Below are 21,083 nucleotides of genomic sequence, written 5' to 3'. Positions count from 1 at the left end.
TGATGATGCCGACGGCCGAATTTCCGATCGACAGCACGGGCAGCGCCGCAGTGGCGGGCGCCAGCGGGCGCTATCGCTGGCTGATCTGCGGGCTGCTCTTCGCCGCGACCGCGATCAACTATGTCGACCGGCAGATGATCGGGCTGCTCAAGCCCAACATTTCGGGCGAATTCGGCTGGGACGAGAACGCCTATGCCGACATCGTCTTCTGGTTCCAGGCCGCCTATGCGATCGGCTATGTCAGCTTCGGGTCGATCGTCGATCGGCTCGGCGCGCGCGTCGGCTACTCGCTGGCTTTCGTCATCTGGACGCTCGGCCACACCTTGTGCGGCTTCGCCGGCTCGACCTTGCAGTTCGCCGCCGCGCGCGCGGTGCTGGGTCTCGGCGAATCGGGTAATTTCCCGTCGGGGATCAAGGCCGTCTCGGAATGGTTTCCGGCACGCGAACGGGCGTTTGCCACCGGCCTGTTCAACGCCGGCGCCAATATCGGCGCGGTGATCACCCCGCTGATCGTCCCCGCGATCACGCTCGCCTTCGGCTGGCGGATGGCGTTCATCGTCACCGGCGTGGCGAGCCTCGTCTGGCTGGTCGCGTGGATCGCGATCTATCGCCGCCCCCGCGAGCAGCCGCGCGTCTCGGCCGCCGAACTCGCCTATATCGAGAGCGACCCCGCCGACCCCGCGCAGAAGATCGCCTGGACGCGCCTCCTCGGCTATCGCGAGACCTGGGCCTACGCGCTCGGCAAGTTCCTGATCGATCCGATCTGGTGGCTGTTCCTGTTCTGGACGCCCGATTTCCTATCGAAGGCGTATCACCTAGATCTCAAGAGCTTCGGCCCGCCGCTCGTCGTGATCTATCTCATCTCCGATTTCGGCAGCATCGCGGGCGGCTGGTCGTCGTCGAAGCTGATGAAGCGCGGCTGGAGCGCTAACCGCGCGCGCAAGACGACGATGCTGGTCTGCGCCTTCCTCGTCATGCCGATCTTCTTTGCGCAATATGTCGCAAATCTGTGGGCAGCGGTGGCGATCGTTGGCCTCGCGACCGCGGCGCATCAGGCGTTTTCGGCCAATCTCTATACGATCCCGTCGGACATGTTTCCGCGGAAAGCCGTCGGTTCGGTGGTCGGGATCGGCGGGATGGTCGGCGCCATCGGCGGGATGGGGATGGCCAAGTTCACCGGCTACATCCTCCAGACGACGGGCAGCTACACGCTGATCTTCGCGGTCGCGGGCAGCGTCTATCTGATCGCGGTCGGGGTGATCCACCTGCTCTCGCCGCGCCTGGCGCGTGTCGATGCGCTGTAAACACGGCCTGGCGAGCCTGATCGCGATCGCGGTCGCGGCACCCGCCGCGGCGCAGGATGCGCCAAAGGACAATGGGGGCCTGCTCTTTCGCGTCTCGGCCGACACCAGCCTGACCGCCGACATCGCGGTCGGCGACCCCGTCCCGAACTTCCGCAGCAACGTCAGCGTCGTCCCCGATGGCGCGATCGGCGGCGCGGCGCGCTGGGCCGATGACGGCTATGTCGCGTGGAAGGCGCCGGGCAATTTCCACGCGCAGCGCGGCACGCTGAGCTTCTTCTGGCGGCCGCGCGAACAGCTCGGCCAAGCGCCGTTCGTGATCTTCCGCACCGGCTTTGCCGACCACAGCAGCTGGGACATGGCATTCCTGCGGATCGACTGGAACGGGCACGGCTTCGACGCCTTCGTCACCGACGCCAATCTCTCGCGTATCCGCGTCTCCTGGACGATCCCGCAGACGCCGTCGGCCGACGCCTGGAAGCACATCGCCTTCGCCTGGGACGAGACCAAGGGCGTGCAGCTCTTCATCGACGGCACGCTGGTCGCGCGGAAGGATCAGGTCGCCGATCTCGATTCGGGGCTCGACCAGTTCGGGCTCGCCGGCCGCGCGATGTCGCCGCACCAGGTGCAGAGCCGCTACAATTTCATGCGCGGCAGCGATCTCGACGAGATCCGCGTCTATGACCACATGCTGCGCCCCGCGGATGTCGCGGCACTCGCCGACAAGCGCGATCCGCTACCCGTCGCACCAGACACGACCGGCCGCCGCACCGCCTGGCTCCACCGCTACGGCTGGGACAAGACCCTGCCGCCACTGCTCGACGCACCCGTCACCACGGTGCGCAAGGTCGAGTTCGCCGACGCCAAGGATCTCAAGCAATGGATGTGGAAGGGCGTCGACGGCATCGCCGAGACGACCTGGCCCGGCGTCTACAACCGCTCGAAACTCCCCGGCCGCGACGATTATTTCGAGCTGCCAGACTGGAACGTCTATGTCGAAGGCGGCAAGCGCTACGATCTGACCGTCCCGGCGGGCGAGCGCGTCAACCGCGTCGAGATCCGCGGCGCGGCATACGGCGCACTCTCCTGGTCGGATGGCACCACATCCACCCCGCTCGCGACGCGCGCGAAGGGTGTGGTGCGCAGCGTCACTGCCATGCCCGAGCGCCAAGGCGGCACACTGAGCTTCGCCAACACGATGCAGGAACAGCCGATCCAGGAGCTGTGGGCCTACGACGTCCATCCCGGTGCCGAGCCCGCCGGGCGCTTCAAACTGTCCTACACCGTCGATGCGAATGCCTCGACCCGGATCGCGGCGCTCGGTCCGCTCGAAAGCTTCATCGCCGGGCGATACGCGCCGGACGAGCGAAGCACGGTCGTCGCGCTGCCGAGCGCGGGGATCAAGGCCGCAGTCGGTGCCGGCGCGGCGGGTGCCGGGACGACAGCCCAGCTCCGTGCGCCCGGCCTGCCGATCGTCCACATCCTGATCCCTGCAAGCCTCGGCGACGCCTATCCCGACAAGCCGCTCGCGCGTGCGTTCGATTATGGCTGGCAGAACCTCCACGACGGGCTCGACGGCATCGCGATCGACCTACCTGCGCTGAAAGGCAGCGGCCCGATCGCGCTCGACATCCGCGTGAAGGACCCGCTCTGGCCCGCGCGCGACATGATCGACCTGTCGGTGTCGGTCCGCCCCGGCGAGGCGCGCACGCTGTGGCTCGACCTGCGCGACCGCATCCTGTCGAACGACAGCCTCTATCTCAGCATCGCCTCGGCCGAGCCGAGCTTCGACGCCGCGTCGCTCAACGGCGCGAAGATCCGCCTGGTGTTCAAGGACCGCGCCGCAGCGCTCCCCGAACATATCGCCGACCGGCTCAACCAGGTGAAGGACAATTGGGGCTTCCTCGTCGAGGAGCATACCGCCTCGAAGCGCGAGGCGCTCTATGCGCGCGTGTTCGGCGACATCGGCGATCTGCTGCGCGTCGATCCCGACAATCTGCTCGCCCGGCAATATTGGGCCGACATCGATTATCGCCCCGAAAACCTGCCCGCCTTCGTCCAGCCGACCGCCCCCGCGGGCGTACCACTCTGGGCGTTCCGCCAGCTCGAGGATCTCAAGCTCACCCGGCAGTTCGTCACCTGGTGGATCGACCACCGCCAGGTCCCCTATGGCGATTTCGGCGGCGGCATTTCCGACGATACCGACCTGACGCAGCAATGGCCCGGCCTCGCGCTGATGGGGGTCGAGCCCGACAAGATCAACGCCTCGCTGCGCGCGCTGGCGGACGCGGCGTACAAGAACGGCATGCGCGTGAATGGCCTCGGCACCATCACCACCGACGAGCTCCACGCCTATGAGGAAGGGCTCAATTCGGACGCCGAGCGGCTCTATCTGAACTGGGGTGAGCCGATCGCCGTCGAGCGGCTGATGGCCACCGCCAAGGCGCTGCAGGGCGTGATCCTCAAGAACCCGGCCGGCCATCTCCACTTCGCCAGCAACTGGTACGGCGGGCGGATGATGTACCGCGAGGGCGCGTTCGAATGGCAGAAGCCGTATAGCTGGACCGTGCTGCACGCGCCGATCTTGCTCGGCCTCTACAACGGCAACGCCGCGGCACGCGCGTTGGTGACGGGCACCGTCGATGGCTGGATGGCGCATGGCACGCAAGCGCCCGACGGACTGTGGTCCTATCCCAACGAGATCAACTGGCGCAGCGACGCAACGCGCGTCGGCGATGGCGGCGGGGTGACGACACCGCTGCAATCGGCTTGGGCGGCATGGCGCTTCACCGGCGACGCGAACTACCTCCGCCCGATCGAAACCCGCGCAGCCAAGGGCGGCGGCGGTGCGCTCGCCGAGTTCAACGAGAACGCCTTCACCGCACTCCCGCAAGGCTCGGCGCTGCGCGCGCGCGCAGCGAAGGGCGACGAAGCCTTTGCGCGCTACGCCGCTTGGTCGGCGAGCGGTGACGTCAGCGCGCTTGCCGCACTCCACGCCGATGCGATCGCCGACAAGGCGCAGCATATGGCGCTCTACACCGAGGGCCATTGGTGGTCGGACCGGGTCGAGCAACCCAACGAGATCCTCCAGCGCGAGCGGCTCGGCGGGATCGCGCTCAAGCGCAACCAGACCTGGCCGGGCAACACGGTGAGCTGGCGCTTCGCCGAGGCGGGGGCTGCCGAAAAGGTCGCGATCCTGCTGCCGAACGCGACGCCGACGCACTTCCGCGTGCTCGGCTACAACACAAGCGCGACGCCGCAGGCCGCGACGATGACCGCCTGGAGCGTCATCGCCGGCCAATGGTCGATGACGCGTGGCACCACGAGCGATGATGGCAAGACGGTGACGGCGGCAGGCACCCCGCAGGCGATCACGCTCGAACGCAGCGCCAGCGTGCCGGTGGCGTTCGCGCCGGGCGCGATGACGGTCTATGATTTCGCGCTCGTCACCCCCTCGGCCCCGGTCGAGACGCGGCCCGATCTCGGCATCGGTCGCGATGACATCCGCGTCGAGGGGCGCACGGTGCGCGTCACCGTCCACAGCCTCGGCGCGGTCGCGACGCCGCAGGCGCGCGTTTCGCTGTGGGGGCATACGATGCTCGCCAGCGCCCCGCTCGCCCCGCTCGCCGCGCCGAACGACCTGCTGCCGCGCACCGCGACCGTCACGCTGACGCTTCCCGCCGGGCGCGATCCGAACCGCCTCACGGTGCAGGTCGATCCCGTGGACGGAACCGCCGAGGTGACGCGCCAGAACAACCGCGTCGCGCTCGCCGACCGCACGCAATGACGACGCGGCGCGCGGTGCTCGCTGGCGGCGCAGCCTTCGCCTTGACGCCATGGCCGGTGCGCGCGGCCACCGACACGCTGCGCACCGCACTCGACGCCGCGCTTGTCGAGCGCGATCCGGCGACGGCCTTGCGCTCGCTCGAGCGCTTCGAAGCGGCGGCGCTGCAGCCTGCCGCCCGGCTCGATCTGGTAACGGCGCGTGCCGGGCTGGCGGTCGATGCCGCACTCGTCGCGCGCGGGATCGACCCGCGCGCCAAGCCGGGCGGATCGCACGACGCTGACGTGCTGACGCTGCTGCTGCGCCGCAAGCTCGGCGACGGCATCGACCTCGACTCCGCGACACGCCGGCTCGAGCAGGAGCGCGCCGCCAGCACCGCGCACGCGGCGCGGCTGTTCGGCACGCTCGGCATCGGCGGCGCGACGATCGGGGCGTGCTTCACCCGATTGTGGCAGGACGAGCGCGAGCGCTATCCCGCGTCCGACGCCGGACGCGATGCCGCGGTGGCCGAGATGAACCGCTGGCTCACGACCTTCGCCGCCCAGATCCCCACGCTCATCGGCGCGGTTCCCGACTATTGCCGCAACGTCTCAGCGATCAAGCCAAGCCCCGCCGATCTCGCAACCGGCAAAGTAGGTGTGCGGACACTGCCGACGGCGCAGCATAGCGGCGGCTATGTCGTCGACCTGACCGCGGTCCAGGATCGCCCGCGCTGGACGCTCCCGAGCGTCGTCGCGCACGAGCTGCTGCCCGGCCACATGATCCAGCTACCGATCGAAGCGCTTGCCGATCCCCATCCGCTCCGGCTCGAATATGCCCCCTGTTTCGCCGAGGGCTGGAGCATCGCGATCGAACAACGGATCGCGCAGTCCGGCTGCTACGCTCGCGATCCGCGCGCCGCGCTCGGCCAGCTCCACTGGCGACTGTTCCGGATCGGGCGGGCGCTGGTCGATCTCGCGATCCATACGCGTGGACAGTCCCTCGATGCCGCCCACGCACAACTCGTCGCGTGGCAGGGCGAGCCCGTCGCCTTCGCGCCGTTCGAGCGCGACCTGGCGCGGATCGCGCAGGATCCGATGACGCGCACCGCCGAGATGCTCGCCGCGCTGGCGATCGAGGACGGCGCGCGCGGCCGGCAGGGCGCGGCGCTGCGGCGCTATCACCACGCGATCCTCGACCATGGGCGGATGCGCAGCGACCACGTGGCGCGCGTCGCGCGCGACCGGGCCCTTTCGTAGCGTTTTGCGACTGTCAATTCCTCTGGACAGACATGCTCCGATAGTGTCGAATGCCTGAGCGGGAGAGTCTAAACGACCATCAGGAGCAGGATCATGCGCACACCATCAACGATGCGGATTGGCCATCTTATTTTCGGCGTATCATGCGCCGCGCTTGCGCTAACGGCGTGCGCGAAAAAGACCGAGAGCGAAGACACGAGCACCAAGACGACGACCGAAACGACCGCCGCGACCACTGCGCCGGCCGCCGCCCCGGCGGGGGCTCCGGCTGCCGCGGCACCCGCGGTCGCCGCCGACAATGTCGATACGATCGCCGGCGTGAAGCTCGCCGCCTATACCGGCGACGCCAAGAAGGGCGAGGCGGACTTCATCACCTGCAAGACCTGCCACGCGATCGAGGCAGGCGTGAACCGGATCGGGCCGTCGCTGCACGCCGTCGTTGGGCGCAAGGCCGGGACCATCCCTGGCTTCGTCTATTCGACCGCGAACAAGGACAGCGGCATCACCTGGACCGAAGACAAGCTGTTCCAATATCTCGAAAACCCGCAGCGCGTCGTACCGGGGACCAAGATGACCTTCGCCGGTTGGCCGACCGACCCGCAGAAGCGCGCCGACGTCATCGCCTATCTCAAGGCGAACTCATAACAATGGGCTACGGTGTGTCACTCCGGGGCTAGTCCCCCGGGGTGACGCCCGACGGGCGGATATCGCGCCGCTAGACCGCCTTCGATCGATCGCGCAGTGCCACGTCCGCCAGATGCGCCGGAAACGACAGCAAGAGCGCCAGTGCGATCCACGGCCATGCCAGCCCGACCAATGCCGCGCGTAATGCCAGCAGCAGTATCGCGCCCGGCAGCAAGCACAGCATCGCAGCGCTCGGCGTCCATCCCCGCCACTGCGTCAGCCAGACCGCTTCGAGCAGCAAGCAGCCGAAGACCAGATCGACCGCATGGCCCTGACCATAGAGCCAGTCCGCGACCCCGCTCACCCGAACGGGCCGTTGAGCCGCGCGATCGCCATCGTGAGATAGCCCGCAAAGGTCACCCCGCCGAGATAGGGCAGCAGCAGCAAGGCGGCGGCGAGCGAGCGTGGCCAGAGCGTGTAGATCCACACCGCGATCGCCACCCACCATGCGACCGCCTCGACCGCCGCCCAATCGGGGCGATGCAACCGGAAGAACAGGATGCTCCACACGATGTTGAGGAAGCCGCTGAGCGCGAACAGCCCGACCATCGCATCGGCCCCCTGCCGATCGGGCATCGCCCGCCACCCGGTGATCGCGGCACAGCCGGTGATCAGATAGAGCGTCGTCCAGCCGATCCCATAGGCCGCATCGGGCGGCGCCCAGCGCGGCTGCACTAGGCCGTGATACCATGGCCCGGTCTCGGTGATCGTGCCGCCCATCACCGCGACGACCGCAGCCGCCAGCGCCGCCGCCACGATCGGCAATCCCCAGGCGGGGTGCAACAGCGGTGCGTTGCGCCTCATGCCGGTGCCAGCCCGAGCAGGTGGCGCATGTCCTTGATGAAGATGCGGACATGCGCGATCGGTTTTGCGCGGACGAGTCGCTTGTGCATATAGGCGTCCCAGGTCAGCCGCTGGACATCGGGATCTTCGCAGATCTTGACGAAGCGCTCGCGCCGTTTGTCGTTGGCGTACCAGAAATACTGCATGATCCCGAGGATCCAGAACACCCGGCCATGCGCGCGCAGGAAGCGTTTGCGCGCCTGGCGCAGCGCCGCCGCCTTGCCCGTCGCGAGATAGGCGTCGATCGCCTCGGCCGCGTAGCGCCCCCCCGCCATCGCATAATAGATGCCCTCGCCCGATGCCGGCGCGACGACGCCGGCGGCGTCGCCCGCGACGAGCACGTCGCGGCCATTGTCCCAGCGCTTGAGCGGCTTGAGCGGGATCGGCGCGCCTTCGCAGCGCAGCGTCTCGCACGCGTCGAGCCCGGTCTGCGCGCGCAGCGCCGCAACCGAGGCACGCAGACCGAACCCCTTGCGCGCGCTGCCGACGCCGACGCTCGCGGTGTCGCCGTGCGGGAACACCCAGGCGTAGAAATCGGGCGAATGCTTGCCCTGGTAGAAGACGTCGCACCGCGCCGGGTCGAAATCGGTGCTGCCATCGGACGGAGCGGCGATGATCTCGTGATAGGCGTAGACGCATGGCACGGGGGGGACGCCGGTGAGTTCGGTCCGTGCGACTTCCGAGCGGGCACCGTCGGCGCCGATCACGCAGCGCGTCGAGACGCGCTGCTCGGCCTCGCCACGGGCGCCGCGCAGAACGACGACCGGATGCCCGGAGGCGTCGCGGTCGACGCGCACGAAGCTGCCGGTGCGCCGCTCCGCCCCGGCGAGCGCGGCGCGCGCGCGCAGCCATTCGTCGAAATCGGCGCGATCGACCAAACCGACGAACCCGTCGCCGACCGGCATGTCGACCGCCTTGGCCGACGGCGCGACCATCCGCGCGGCGGTCGCGCGCGCGACGAGCAGATGATCGGGAATCGCGAAATCCTCGATTGCGCGCGGCGGGATTGCGCCGCCGCACGGCTTGATCCGCCCGCCGCGATCGAGCAGCAGCACGCGCCGCCCGCTCCGCGCAAGGTCGGTCGCGGCGGTCGAACCAGCCGGCCCGCCACCGACTACGACACAATCGAAATCAGGCGTCATATCGTCACCTCCCGGCCAGGCGCCGCGGAGCGTCGCGGCGAATCGATCGAAACGGCGGCGGCGAGCACGAACAGCAATGCCTCGGCGCCGAACACGAGCATGAAGGTTTCGGGCAGCGACCCGATCAGTGCGCGCCCGGCATCGACCGCGACCGCGCCGGTCAGCCCGCCGAGCCCGAAAGCGATGGCTTGCGCCGCCCCCCACAGGCCCATGCGCAAGCCCGCCTGCGAATCGCCATCGGCCCCCGCCAGCGCCATCATCGCGCCGATCGCGGCAACCGCGAACACGCCATTGGCGAAGCCCAGCGCGAAGATATTGGCGAGGATCGGCCAGCCCGGCCCGACTTGCGCCGCCAGCGCCAGCCCAGCGAGCGCGAGCGCCGAGCCGAGACAGCCGCCGATGATCCAGCGCTGCATAGCCCCGCCGCCGCGCCGGGCGTCGTACGCCCCGCCGCCAATCCCGACCAGGATCATCCCGAGCAGCACGCCGCCATGCTGGATGCCGGAGACCTGCGTCGATTGGCTCGGCGTCATGCCGAAGCGCAAGCCGGTGAACGGCTCAAGGATCAGATCCTGCATCGCGTAAGCGAGCATCGACAGGAAAACGAAGCCGGTGAAGCCGCGCGCGCGGCGATCGGCCCAGAGGGCCGCGAGCGCAGGACCGAGCCGCGCGGGCGGCGCGGACATCACGGTGCGCGGCGTCACGCGTGTGCCTTCGACGCCCCAGATCGCGAGTGTAGCAAGCAGAAAAGCGCCGACGGCAATCCCATCGACCACCGCCTGCAGCCGCGCAAACGAGAAGGGATCGATGAGCTTGCCCGCGACCCCCGCCGATATCGCGATCCCAGCGACCATCATGATCCAGGTGATCGCCGCCGCCGCCGCGCGCCGCTCGGGCGCGACGCGCGTCGCAAGCACCGCGAGCAGCGACGTCCCCGCCGCCCCGACGCCTGCGCCAATCAGCGTGAAGCCAAGCACGGCCATCGCGATGCCCAGAGCGGGGGCTTGCGGGACCAGCCCGATCGCCGCGACCGCCAGCATCGCCCCGCCCGCCAGCACCGCCATCCCACCGATCACCCACGGCGTCCGCCGCCGGCCACTGTCCGAGCCATGCCCCCACAGCGGACGCGAGAGCTGCACCGCATAATGCCACGCAACCAGCCCGGCGGGCAGCGCCGCGGGCAAGGCATATTCGACGACCATCACGCGGTTGAGCAGCGAGGTCGCGAGCATCACGATCGCGCCGATCGCGCTTTGCACCAGCCCGAGTCGGGCGATGCCGAGCCAGCCAAGCCCCGCAACCAGCCCCGCACCCGACCCCGCGCGCGTCATAGCCCGAGCACTCCACCCAAGCCGAGCGCAGAAGCGAGCATCCCGAGCACATAGAGGCTCGTCCCCGTCGCATTGTACCACGGCGTGTGCGCGAGCGGATCGCGCAGCAGGCGCGTCATCAGTGCGAGCTGCCCGACGAGCAATGTCGTTACGGTCGCCGCGACGAGCGAATGGTCCCATAGGCTCAACAGCACGATCACCGCGATTTGCGGCACCACCATCACGACGCACGCCAGCCGCGCCGCCCGATCGACGCCGAGCGTCGCCGGCAGCGAGCGGATGCCCATCGCGCGGTCGCCTTCCACCGCCTTGAAATCGTTGAGCGTCATGATGCCGAACGCGCCAGCGCTGTAGAGCAAAAGGATCGCGAGGATCTGCGTCGAGGGGAGAGCCCCGGCCATTACGGCAGTTCCTGTGAACCAGGTCAGCCCTTCATAGGTCAGGGCCACCGCTATCGGCCCCCAGACTCCGCTTTGCTTCAGCCGGAACGGCGGGGCGCTATACGCCCAGGCGAAGATCAGGCCGAGGCTGGTGGCGGCGAACACCCAGCGGTCGGTCACCGCTGCCACGATCAGTGCGAGCACGGTCCCGATGATCGCGATCCACAAGCCCCATTGGCCGGGGATCCGTCCCGATGGGATCGGTCGTCCGGGTTCGTTGATCGCATCGACATGGCGGTCGAACCAGTCATTGACCGCTTGGCTGGTGCCGCACACCAACGGGCCGACGAGCAGGATTCCGGCGATGAGGAACGGCCAGCGGCTCGCTACCGGCACCCCCGCCGAAGCGACGCCGCACCCAAAGGCCCAGATCGGCGGGAACCAGGTGATCGGCTTGAGCAGCTCGAGCACATCGCGGGGCCGCGGAAGCTGCGGAGCAGCGAGCGAAGGAGTCGTCACACGTGCCATGTCACGAAGCTATGGCGACCGAAGCGCAGCGTCAAATAGTTTTGACACTCACACTGTCAACATTTCGTGTCAGCGGCTCAATTGTCGCCAGAGACGAGGTTTCCGAGGCCGTGCCGATGGAGCTTAGAATAGAGGCTCTGCCGGCTGACGCCGAGAATCTCCGCCGCCGATGCGCGATTGTCCGACGTGTAGGCGAGCGCCGCCTCGATGCAGAGCCGTTCGATCAGGTCGGTCGATTCGCGGACGATATCCTTGAGCGACATCCGCCCGACCAATTCGGTCAATTGCTCGACCGAACGCGGGGCGTCGCGTTCGTCGGACGCCACGCTGTGCAGGCGCCGCGCGACATTGCGGATCGTGAAGCCGTAGCACGGCGAATCGCCCTGCGGTGCGACGACGCCCGACAGTTCGATCTCCTCCTGCGCGCCATTCTGGCCGCGCAGGATCGTCGCGACATTGCGCACGGCGTTGTGGTCGCGAATCTGCGCGAGGATCAGGTCGAGATCGATTCCCGGGCGGCCGAGCCATGTGCCGAGCGGCGCGCCGATCACGCGTTCGGCCGAGGCGACCCCCGCCAGCTCGACGAAGGCGGCGTTGGCGACGAGGATGTTGAGCGCCGCGTCTGTCAGCACGAAGGCGTCGGGCATGTGCTCGATCACGTCCTCGACCGCGGCGGCGTGCGACGCGAGCACCGCCACCGGGGTCGCCGCGACGATCCGCACGAGCAGCAAGGCCGCGCGTCCCTGGCGGAACAGCCGTGCCGAAATGTCGGCATTGCCCTGCTCGCCAGCGAGTCGAACCGTGATCGGCGGGAGATCGTCGGTCGCGCTCGCCGCGCCGAGATGTGCGATGAAGCTGTCGCGATCGTCCGGCGCGACGATCGTCGCGATCGGTTGGTCGGCGAGCGCACCGTCCTTGACGCCGAGCAGATGCAGCGCCGCCGGGTTGCTCTCGCGGATACGGCGCGTTGCTGCATCGACGATCAGGATCGGTTCGGTGCCAAGGTCGAACAGCATGCGATAGCGCGCCTCAGCCTGGCGCAGCTTGATATAGTCGCGTTCGAGCGATTGCTGCGTCTGGAGCAAGCGCTGCTGCAGCGCCGCCGCCGCGCGCATCTCGCGGCCGATCGCGATCACGCTGCCGTCGGCGCCCGACTTCATCACCATATACCGCATCGGCACATCGCCGCCGACAACGCGGTGATTGATCTGGCGCCAGCGCGCCGGCTCGGCGGTATCGCCGAGCATGTCGGCGACCTTGCCGATGCTGTCTTCGGCGACCACATCACGCCATGGCTGACCGACCCACTGGCGGACGCCCTGCGCATCGAGCTCGGCATTGGGGACGGCGATGTCACGGATCACACCAGCCGAATCGATCACCAGCGCGACGTCACCGACCGAGGCGAGCAACGCCACGGCTGCGTGGGGCGCAAGGGTGCGCGCCACCGTTTCGGGATCGCAAAAGGCATTGGGTGCAGGATGGGGGGGACGATCGTTCATCGCCGAACCGTTCATACTCCTGAAGTCCTTCGTCCCGCGGTCTGCCTGTTGCCGCGTGACCCAAGATTGGATCAGCCGGTCATCGACGCAACCGCCTCCCGAGCGACCGCATCGACCAGCTCGCCCGCGACGCGAACCGCCGCACGCGCATCGGGCGCCGTTCCATCGGCCCCGACCGCGGCAGCGCGGCTGGCATCGAGGGCGAACACCCGGCCACCGACCATCACGCAAATCCGTGGATTACAGGACGCTGCACGAATGCTGCGGACGATCGAAGGCAAGGGCGCGATATGGCAGTCACACGTGATCGTCAATCCGACCAGATCGAACCAAGTGTCGCGAACCCGCTCGAGCAGTTGCGGCTGTGTTGCCTCGGCGAGCCGATCGGTCATCCAGCCGTGCGCGCAGAACAGTTCGTCGACCACCACGGTGCCGAAACTGTGCTGGTCGCCCTCGAGTGAGGCGAACAAGGCGCGGCGCGCGAGACTCGGAATATGGCCGTCAGGCGTGGCGCGACCGAAAATCTCGTGCACCACTTCCTGCAACCGCCACAGCCCCATCGTCACATCGACGAAATCGCAGCGATCCTCTTCCCAGAACTGGCCGAGCATCCGCGCGGCAGGCGCAAGCAGATCGACCAGCAGCGTCTCGCGCGATACGCCGCGCGCGATCAGCGCCTCGACATGCTCGAGCAATTCGTCGGCCTCGACCTGCAGCGCGAGCGGCGCGAACGCCGCGACCTCGGTATCGGCGATCCGGTCGCTATGCGCCGCATCGGTCGGGGCAATCGGCGCGGCATGCGCGACGAGCAAGCGGGGGATGATCTCGCATTCGATCAATTGATTGAGCGCGCGCGCCTTATCCACCGCAGGCGCGGGATGCACGGCATCGCGCCTTTCGTGCGTAGATCGATCGCGCAAGCGACTCAATCGCGCGCGGCCACGCTGGACGAACTCTTCGAACCTGATCACCGAAGCCACCCCGACTCTCCCGGTCTGGTTGATCACGCGATGTACGTCGGCGGCCATGTTTGGCTGGTCCGGCGACTCGCAACGTATGCCTGTCGCAAGGCGGTGGCAACGCCCTATCGATGCGGCAGCGCACCATTCTGTAATAATTTTTGGACGTCAATTTTTATTGACACTCCAAATGGGCTGGCCCAGTCTGCTGTCACGAAAAGTGGAGCGGAAAGATGCGGCTTAGCGGGCATTCCGATACGAAACGGGCCAACCCTTCGAGGGTGGGTCTCTACACGCCCGAAGAGCGGCTGCGGCGCGATTCGACACGCTGGACGCTCGTCCAAGGCATTCTTGCCCCGCTGCAATTCCTCGTCTTCCTGGTCAGCACCATTCTCGTCCTGCGCTATCTCGGAACGGGATACGGCGCGACCGCGGCGACCGTCTCGATCGTGCTCAAGACGCTGACGCTCTATACGATCATGATCACCGGGTCGTTCTGGGAAAAGGCGGTGTTCGACCGCTGGCTGTTCGCCGACGCCTTCTTCTGGGAGGATGTCGTCAGCTTCCTCGTGCTCGGCTTGCACACCGCGTATCTCGGGATGCTGACCTTCGGGCTCGGCAGCGAACGCGGGCGGATGCTGCTCGCACTCGCAGCCTACGCCACCTATGTCGTCAACGCGACGCAGTTCCTGCTCAAGCTGCGCGCCGCACGCTTGCAGAGTAACGGCGCGACACCCGGCCTGCAGGCGGTGGCAGCATGAACGCCCTCACCCTCGCGGTCCCGGCAGGCAGTGACTGCGCGCCAGCCGTGCGCGGCGCGGTGCTGCGCGAACGCGGCCAGCGCGAGGTGTTTTGCGGGCTGACCGGGATCATCTGGCTCCACCGCAAGGTGCAGGACGCGTTCTTCCTCGTCGTCGGCTCGCGCACCTGCGCGCATCTGCTGCAATCGGCGGCGGGCGTGATGGTGTTCGCCGAGCCGCGCTTTGGCACGGCGATCATCGAGGAGCGCGATCTCGCCGGGATGGTCGATTGCAATGCCGAGCTCGACCGCGTCGTCGATCGGCTGCTGGCGCGCCGCCCGGATATCAAGCTGCTGTTCCTGGTCGGCTCGTGCCCGTCCGAAGTGATCAAGCTCGACCTGTCGCGCGCGGCGCAGCGGCTTTCGGTCAAGCATTCCGGCGCGACGCGCGTGCTCAATTATTCGGGCAGCGGGATCGAGACGACCTTCACCGAAGGCGAGGATGCCTGCCTCGCCGCACTGGTGCCCGAGCTTGCCGCGACTGCGCCCGGCGACGCGCTAGAGCTGATGATCGTCGGCGCGCTGCCCGACGTGGTCGAGGACCAGTTCCTGCGGCTGTTCGCGCAGCTCGGTATCGCGCGCGTGCACAGCTTCCCCGCGCGGCGCGCTGGCGCGATGCCGCCGGCCGGGCCCAACACGCGCTTCCTGCTCGCGCAGCCGTTCCTCGGCGAGACGGCGCGCGCGCTCGAGGATCGCGGCGCGGTGCGGCTCGATGCGCTGTTCCCGTTCGGCGCCGAGGGGACGAGCGCCTGGCTCCATGCCGCCGCGGTCGCCTTCGGGATCGACGAGATGCACTTCCGTACGGTCATCGCGCCGGGCCGCGAACGCGCCAAGCGCGCGATCGCGCATGCGCGCGAGCAACTCGGCGGCAAGAGCATCTTCTTCCTGCCAGATTCGCAGCTCGAACTGCCGCTTGCGCGCTTCCTGGCGCAGGAACTCGGCATGGTGCCGCTCGAAGTCGGCACGCCCTATCTCCATCGCGCGCATATGGCGCGCGAACTCGCGCTGCTCCCGGCCGAAACGGTGATCAGCGAAGGGCAGGACGTCGATCGCCAGCTCGACCGCGTGCGCGCGGCGCGGCCCGACCTGACAGTGTGCGGGCTCGGTCTCGCCAACCCGCTCGAGGCCGAAGGGCTGACGACCAAATGGGCGATCGAACTCGTTTTCTCGCCGATCCACGGCTTCGACCAGGCGGGCGATCTCGCCGACCTCTTCGCGCGTCCGCTGCGGCGGCGCGACGTATTGAAGGTATAGCGCGATGCAGCTGACCGTCTGGACCTATGAGGGCCCCCCGCACGTCGGCGCGATGCGGATCGCGACCGCGATGGAGGGCGTCCACTACGTGCTCCACGCCCCGCAGGGCGACACCTATGCCGACCTGCTGTTCACGATGATCGAACGCCGCGGCAAGCGCCCGCCGGTCACCTACACCACCTTCCAGGCGCGCGATCTCGGCAAGGATACCGCAGCGTTGTTCCAGACCGCGGTTAGCGAGGCGGTCGATCGCTTTGCCCCGCAGGCGCTGCTCGTCGGCGCGTCGTGCACCGCCGAGCTGATCCAGGACGATCCCTCCGGGCTCGCCTCGGCGCTGCGGCTGCCGATACCGGTGATCGCACTCGAACTGCCGAGCTATCAGCGGAAGGAAAATTGGGGAGCGGCCGAGACCTTCTACCAGTTGGTGCGCGCCCTCTGCACCCCGGCGAAGGCCGAGGCCGAGTCGCGCAAAGATCGCCCACACACGCCGACCGCCAACATCCTCGGGCCCACCGCACTCGGCTTCCGCCACCGCGACGATGTCGTCGAGATCACCCGGCTGCTCGAGACGCTCGGTATCGGCGTCAACGTCGTCGCCCCACTCGGCGCGACGCCCGCCGATCTCGCGCGGCTGCCCGACGCCGATTTCAACATCAGCCTCTATCCCGAGATCGCCGACACCGCGTGCCGCTGGCTCGAACGCACCTACGGCCAGAAAACCGTGCGCACCGTGCCGATCGGCCACGGCGCGACGCGCGACTTCATCGCCGAGGTGGCCGCGCTTGCCGGCGTCGATCCGAGCGCCGCGCTCGACACCTCGCGACTGCCGTGGTGGAGCCGCTCGGTCGATTCGACCTACCTCACCGGCAAGCGCGTCTTCATCTTCGGCGACGCGACGCACGCCGTCGCAGCAGCGCGCCTCGCGCGCGACGAGTTCGGCTTCGAAGTCGTCGGCCTCGGCTGCTACAATCGCGAGTTCGCGCGCGAGATCCGCACCGCCGCGCAGCTGTACGGGCTCGAGCCGCTGATCACCGACGACTATCTCGAAGTCGAGGAGGCGATCGCCAAGCTTCAGCCCGAGCTCGTGCTCGGCACGCAGATGGAACGCCACATCGCCAAGCGTCTGCGGATCCCGTGCGCGGTGATTTCGGCGCCGGTCCACGTCCAGGATTTCCCCGCACGCTACTCGCCGCAAATGGGGTTCGAGGGGGCGAACGTGTTGTTCGACACCTGGGTCCACCCGCTGGTGATGGGGCTGGAGGAACATCTGCTGACGATGTTCCGGGATGACTTCGAGTTTTCGGATCAGGCTGGGGCGAGCCATCTGGGGCATGGCGCTGCCCCTGCAGCTACCCGTCACCCCGGCCCTGTGCCGGGGTCCACCGTGCCGCAGGCGGACGTTCAAGTGGCGGAGTGGGCCCCGGCACAGGGCCGGGGTGACGAGGACGGTATGGCGCAACCCCGCGGCTGGTCGCCCGAGGCCGAGCGCGAGCTCCTGAAGATCCCGTTCTTCGTGCGCGGCAAGGCGCGGCGCAACACCGAACGCTATGCCGCCGAGCACGGCATCGCCGCGATCACGCTCGACACGCTCTATGACGCAAAGGCGCATTATGCCCGCTAGCGCACCCATCTCCGCCGGCTCTGGATCCACCGCGGTCCACGTCGTCATCGTCACGCTCGACAATCATCTTGCGGGCGCGGTGCAACGTGCGCAGGCGCGACTCGCCCGCGAGAATCCCGGGATCACGATCGGCTTCCACGCCGCCGCCGATTGGGAAGAGAAGCCCGAAACGCTCGCCGCCGCACGCGCCGACATCGCGCGCGGCGATATCGTGCTGGCGACGATGCTCTTCCTCGAGGATCATATCCGCGCGGTCCTGCCCCAGCTGCAGGCGCGGCGCGACCAGTGCGACGCGATGGTCGGGCTGATGTCGGGCGGCGATGTCGTCAAGCTCACGCGGATGGGCGACTATCGCATGGACAAGCCCGCGACGGGCATGCTCGCGCTGATCAAGAAGATGCGTGGCACCAACAAGGCCGGCGCCAGCTCGGGCGCGGGCCAGATGGCGGTGCTGCGGCGCCTGCCCAAATTGCTCAAATTCGTCCCCGGCACCGCGCAGGACGTCCGCGCCTATTTCCTGACGATGCAATATTGGCTCGCGGCGTCGGACGACAATGTCGTCGATATGATCCGCGCGCTGGTCGATCGCTATGCCGACGGCCCGCGCAGCGCGCTTCGCGGTACGATGAAGGCGCAGGCCCCACGCGATTACCCCGAAGTCGGCGTCTATCATCCCGCGCTGCCCGGCCGCATCGCCGCCACCGCGACCGAGCTGCCGCGCCATCGCGGTGCGCGCGGCACCGTCGGGCTGCTGATGCTGCGCTCGTACATCCTCGCCAAGGATGCCGGTCATTATGACGGGGTGATCGCCGCGCTCGAAGCGCGCGGGCTCGACGTGATCCCGGCCTTTGCCGGTGGGCTAGACGGGCGTCCGGCGATAGAGGCGTTGTTCCAAAAGGACGGTGTCGCGACGGTCGATGCGGTGATCAACTTGACCGGGTTCAGCCTGGTCGGCGGCCCCGCCTATAACGACGCCGCGGCGGCCGAGACGGTGCTCGCCAAGCTCGACGTCCCCTACATCGCCGCGCACCCGGTCGAGTTCCAGTCGCTCCAGGCCTGGGCGGCGAATGCGCAAGGCCTGCTCCCGCTCGAATCGACGATGATGATCGCGATCCCCGAGCTCGATGGCGGCACCGTGCCGATGCTGTTCGGCGGCAAGTCCGACGGCACAGCCTGCACCGGCTGCACGCGGCGCTGCAGCTTCCCTGACGCCACGACGCCCCGTGCGATGCAGGTGTGCGGCGAACGCGCCGAAATGCTCGCAGCGCGCACGCTGAAGCTGATCGCCCTGCGCCGCGCGGAAAATGCGGAGAAGCGCGTCGCGATCGTGCTGTTCAACTTCCCGCCCAACGCTGGCGCCGCCGGGACCGCGCAATTCCTCAGCGTGTTCGCCTCGCTCCACGCGACGCTTGCGCGGCTCGGGCGCGAAGGGTATCAGGTCGAAATTCCCGCAACCGTCGATGTGCTCCGCGAGGCGATCCTCGGCGGCAATGCCGCACGCTTCGGGACCGAGGCCAATGTCCATGCCAAGGTTGGTGCCGACGCGATCGTCGCGCGCGAGACCTGGCTCGCCGAGATCGAAGCCTCGTGGGGCCCCGCGCCGGGCAAATTGCAGTCCGATGGCACTTCGGTGCAGATCCTCGGGCGGCAGTTCGGCAATGTGTTCGTCGGCCTGCAACCCGCTTTGGGCTATGAGGGCGACCCGATGCGGCTGCTGTTCGCGGGCCGCTTTGCCCCGACGCATGCCTTTGCCGCTTTCTACCGCTGGCTGCGCGAGGATTTCGCGGCGCATGCGGTGCTGCATTTCGGCACGCATGGCAGCCTCGAATTCATGCCCGGCAAGCAGACCGGGCTGAGCGCGGGTTGCTGGCCCGACCGGTTGATCGGCGACTTGCCCAACATCTATCTCTACGCCGCCAACAATCCATCCGAGGGGGTACTCGCCAAGCGGCGCTCGGGCGCGACCCTGGTATCCTATCTCACGCCAGCGCTCACCAATGCCGGCGTCTACAAGGGCCTCGCCGCGCTGAAAGCATCGGTCGAACGCTGGCGTGTCGCCGCACCGGGCAGCGACGAAGCGCGCGACCTGGCCGAACTGATCCGCGACCAGGCGAACGACCTCGACCTCGCGCGCGCTCCGGCCGATGCTGGTGTTGCGCCGGCGCAGGACGATGGCTGGATCGCCGACCTCGCCGCCCGCCTCTACGAGATCGAGCGCGAACTGATCCCGCAAGGCCTCCACGTCGCCGGCGAAGCGGCGAGTCGCGAGGAGCGGATCGCGATGATCGCCGCCACGCTTCAGGCGCGCGGCGAAACGCTCCCACCCGAGACGATCGTCGCTTTGGTCGATCGCACGCGCGCAGCCGACACGCCGTTGCTCAAGGACATGGCCGCGCTCGACGCAGCGCTGTCGGCCAATGGCGAGATCGACGGCATCGTCACTGCGCTGGCCGGGCGCTACATCCACCCGGTCACCGGCGGCGACCTGCTGCGCAATCCTGAGATCCTGCCGACCGGGCGCAACATCCACGGCTTCGACCCGTTCCGCATCCCTTCGGCCTTCGCGGTCAAGGACGGCGCGGCACAGGCGCAGCGGCTGATCGAGCGCAGCCTCGCCGATTCGGGGCATCTGCCCGAGACGGTCGCGATGGTGCTGTGGGGCACCGACAATCTCAAGAGCGAGGGCGCGCAGATCGCGCAGGCGCTCGCGCTGCTCGGCGCGCGGCCGCGCTTCGACAGCTACAACCGGCTGGCGGGTGCCGAACTGATCCCGCTCGAAGAGCTGGGGCGGCCGCGGATCGACGTCGTCGTCACGCTGTCGGGGGTGTTCCGCGACCTGCTGCCGCTCCAGACGCGGATGCTCGCGCAGGCCGCTCTGCTGGCGGCCGAAGCCGACGAGCCCGACGACCAGAACTTCGTCCGCCGCCACGCCCGCGCGCACGCCGCGGCGCAGGGCTGCGACCTCGAGACCGCGGCGCTGCGGGTCTTCTCCAATGCCGAGGGCGCATATGGCGCCAACGTCAATCTGATGATTGACACCGGCGCCTGGACCGATCCCGACGAGCTCGCCGACAGTTTCGAACGGCAAAAGGGTTATGCGTACGGGGTCAAGGGCGCGCCGGTGCGCCAGCCCGAATTGCTCAAGGCTGCGCTGCAGACGGTCGATTGCGCGTATCAGAATCTCGAAAGCGTCGAGCTCGGCATCACCAGCATCGACCAATATGTCGACACGCTCGGCGGGATCAGCCGCGCGGTGACCCGCGCCAAGGGCGGCCAGACCGCGCCGGTCTATATCGGCGACCAGACGCAAGGTACCGGCAAGGTGCGGTCCTTGCAGGAGCAAGTCGCGCTCGAGACGCGAACGCGCGTGCTCAACCCGGTTTGGACCGAGGGTCTGCTCCGCCACGGCTATGAAGGCGTCCGCCAGATCGAGGGCAGCGTCACCACGACGATGGGCTGGTCGGCGACGACCGGCGAGGTCGATCCGTGGGTCTATCAACGCATCAGCGAAACCTATGTGCTCGACGCCGAAATGCGCGAGCGGATCGCGGCGCTCAATCCCAAGGCTTCGGCGCGTGTCGCCAACCGGCTGATCGAAGCGTCCGAACGCAAATACTGGTCTCCCGACGCGGCGACGCTCGCCGCACTCCATGCCGCCAGCGATGAACTCGAGGATCGTCTCGAAGGCATCGTTGCGGTGGCGGCATAAAGGAATTT

At 68.2% G+C, this 21,083-nt stretch carries 15 protein-coding genes; 8 read left to right on the top strand and 7 right to left on the bottom strand.

The genetic code is table 11. The annotated features are described in order from the left end of the window. Positions 1–5: 5 nt before the first annotated feature. The 4 genes from EAH76_RS13715 to EAH76_RS13700 all read left to right on the top strand — a co-directional run bounded on the left by EAH76_RS13715 (position 6) and on the right by EAH76_RS13700 (position 6,968). Positions 6–1,304: an MFS transporter gene (locus EAH76_RS13715; RefSeq protein ID WP_140850826.1), complete on the top strand. Its 1,299-nt coding sequence runs from the start codon at positions 6–8 to the stop codon at positions 1,302–1,304. After that, positions 1,294–5,088, top strand: a complete 3,795-nt coding sequence (locus tag EAH76_RS13710; RefSeq protein WP_140850825.1) for a LamG-like jellyroll fold domain-containing protein — start codon at positions 1,294–1,296, stop codon at positions 5,086–5,088. Before EAH76_RS13715 ends, EAH76_RS13710 begins: the two co-directional genes overlap by 11 nt. Beyond that, complete coding sequence (locus EAH76_RS13705) at positions 5,085–6,323, top strand: DUF885 family protein (RefSeq protein ID WP_140850824.1); 1,239 nt, start codon at positions 5,085–5,087, stop codon at positions 6,321–6,323. Before EAH76_RS13710 ends, EAH76_RS13705 begins: the two co-directional genes overlap by 4 nt. A 93-nt stretch (positions 6,324–6,416) precedes the next feature. Beyond that, a complete protein-coding gene (locus EAH76_RS13700; protein WP_241659691.1) occupies positions 6,417–6,968 on the top strand; it encodes a c-type cytochrome in 552 nt (183 codons plus the stop codon). A gap of 70 nt (positions 6,969–7,038) precedes the next feature. Here the strand turns inward: EAH76_RS13700 and EAH76_RS24110 are convergent, their stop codons facing one another. The 7 genes from EAH76_RS24110 to EAH76_RS13665 all read right to left on the bottom strand — a co-directional run bounded on the left by EAH76_RS24110 (position 7,039) and on the right by EAH76_RS13665 (position 13,761). Further along, positions 7,039–7,311: a hypothetical protein gene (locus tag EAH76_RS24110; RefSeq protein ID WP_140850823.1), complete on the bottom strand. Its 273-nt coding sequence runs from the start codon at positions 7,309–7,311 to the stop codon at positions 7,039–7,041. Next, positions 7,308–7,811, bottom strand: coding sequence for a TspO/MBR family protein (locus EAH76_RS13690; RefSeq protein WP_140850822.1), 504 nt, complete (start codon positions 7,809–7,811; stop codon positions 7,308–7,310). Before EAH76_RS13690 ends, EAH76_RS24110 begins: the two co-directional genes overlap by 4 nt. Continuing rightward, positions 7,808–8,992, bottom strand: a complete 1,185-nt coding sequence (locus EAH76_RS13685; protein WP_140850821.1) for a geranylgeranyl diphosphate reductase — start codon at positions 8,990–8,992, stop codon at positions 7,808–7,810. Before EAH76_RS13685 ends, EAH76_RS13690 begins: the two co-directional genes overlap by 4 nt. Beyond that, complete coding sequence (locus tag EAH76_RS13680) at positions 8,989–10,323, bottom strand: BCD family MFS transporter (protein ID WP_140850820.1); 1,335 nt, start codon at positions 10,321–10,323, stop codon at positions 8,989–8,991. The genes EAH76_RS13685 and EAH76_RS13680 overlap by 4 nt, the downstream gene beginning before the upstream one ends. Further along, on the bottom strand, positions 10,320–11,231 hold the full coding sequence (gene chlG, locus EAH76_RS13675) for a chlorophyll synthase ChlG (RefSeq protein WP_140850819.1): 912 nt from the start codon (positions 11,229–11,231) through the stop codon (positions 10,320–10,322). The genes EAH76_RS13680 and chlG overlap by 4 nt, the downstream gene beginning before the upstream one ends. A 77-nt stretch (positions 11,232–11,308) precedes the next feature. Beyond that, entirely contained in the window at positions 11,309–12,679 is a 1,371-nt protein-coding gene (gene ppsR / locus EAH76_RS13670; RefSeq protein WP_241659690.1) for a transcriptional regulator PpsR, read from the bottom strand. 125 nt (positions 12,680–12,804) lie between these two features. Next, complete coding sequence (locus EAH76_RS13665) at positions 12,805–13,761, bottom strand: cobalamin B12-binding domain-containing protein (RefSeq protein WP_140850817.1); 957 nt, start codon at positions 13,759–13,761, stop codon at positions 12,805–12,807. Positions 13,762–13,925: 164 nt separating this feature from the next. Here EAH76_RS13665 and bchF point away from each other — a divergent pair, with 164 nt between their 5' ends. The 4 genes from bchF to EAH76_RS13645 are packed head-to-tail and all read left to right on the top strand — an operon-like array spanning position 13,926 to position 21,075. Then, positions 13,926–14,453, top strand: a complete 528-nt coding sequence (bchF, locus tag EAH76_RS13660; RefSeq protein ID WP_140850816.1) for a 2-vinyl bacteriochlorophyllide hydratase — start codon at positions 13,926–13,928, stop codon at positions 14,451–14,453. Then, positions 14,450–15,745 (top strand): ferredoxin:protochlorophyllide reductase (ATP-dependent) subunit N, encoded by a 1,296-nt coding sequence (locus EAH76_RS13655; RefSeq protein WP_140850815.1) that lies wholly within the window; start codon positions 14,450–14,452, stop codon positions 15,743–15,745. The genes bchF and EAH76_RS13655 overlap by 4 nt, the downstream gene beginning before the upstream one ends. A gap of 4 nt (positions 15,746–15,749) precedes the next feature. Further along, on the top strand, positions 15,750–17,366 hold the full coding sequence (gene bchB, locus EAH76_RS13650; protein WP_140850814.1) for a ferredoxin:protochlorophyllide reductase (ATP-dependent) subunit B: 1,617 nt from the start codon (positions 15,750–15,752) through the stop codon (positions 17,364–17,366). Beyond that, positions 17,356–21,075, top strand: a complete 3,720-nt coding sequence (locus EAH76_RS13645; protein WP_140850813.1) for a magnesium chelatase subunit H — start codon at positions 17,356–17,358, stop codon at positions 21,073–21,075. Before bchB ends, EAH76_RS13645 begins: the two co-directional genes overlap by 11 nt. The last annotated feature ends 8 nt before the right edge of the window (positions 21,076–21,083 follow it).

The sequence above is a fragment of the Sphingomonas glacialis genome, assembly GCF_006439055.1.
Lineage (GTDB): Bacteria > Pseudomonadota > Alphaproteobacteria > Sphingomonadales > Sphingomonadaceae > Sphingomonas > Sphingomonas glacialis_A.
Note: the sequence above shows the minus strand (reverse complement) of the source record. Positions and strands in the feature narration are given on the sequence as shown.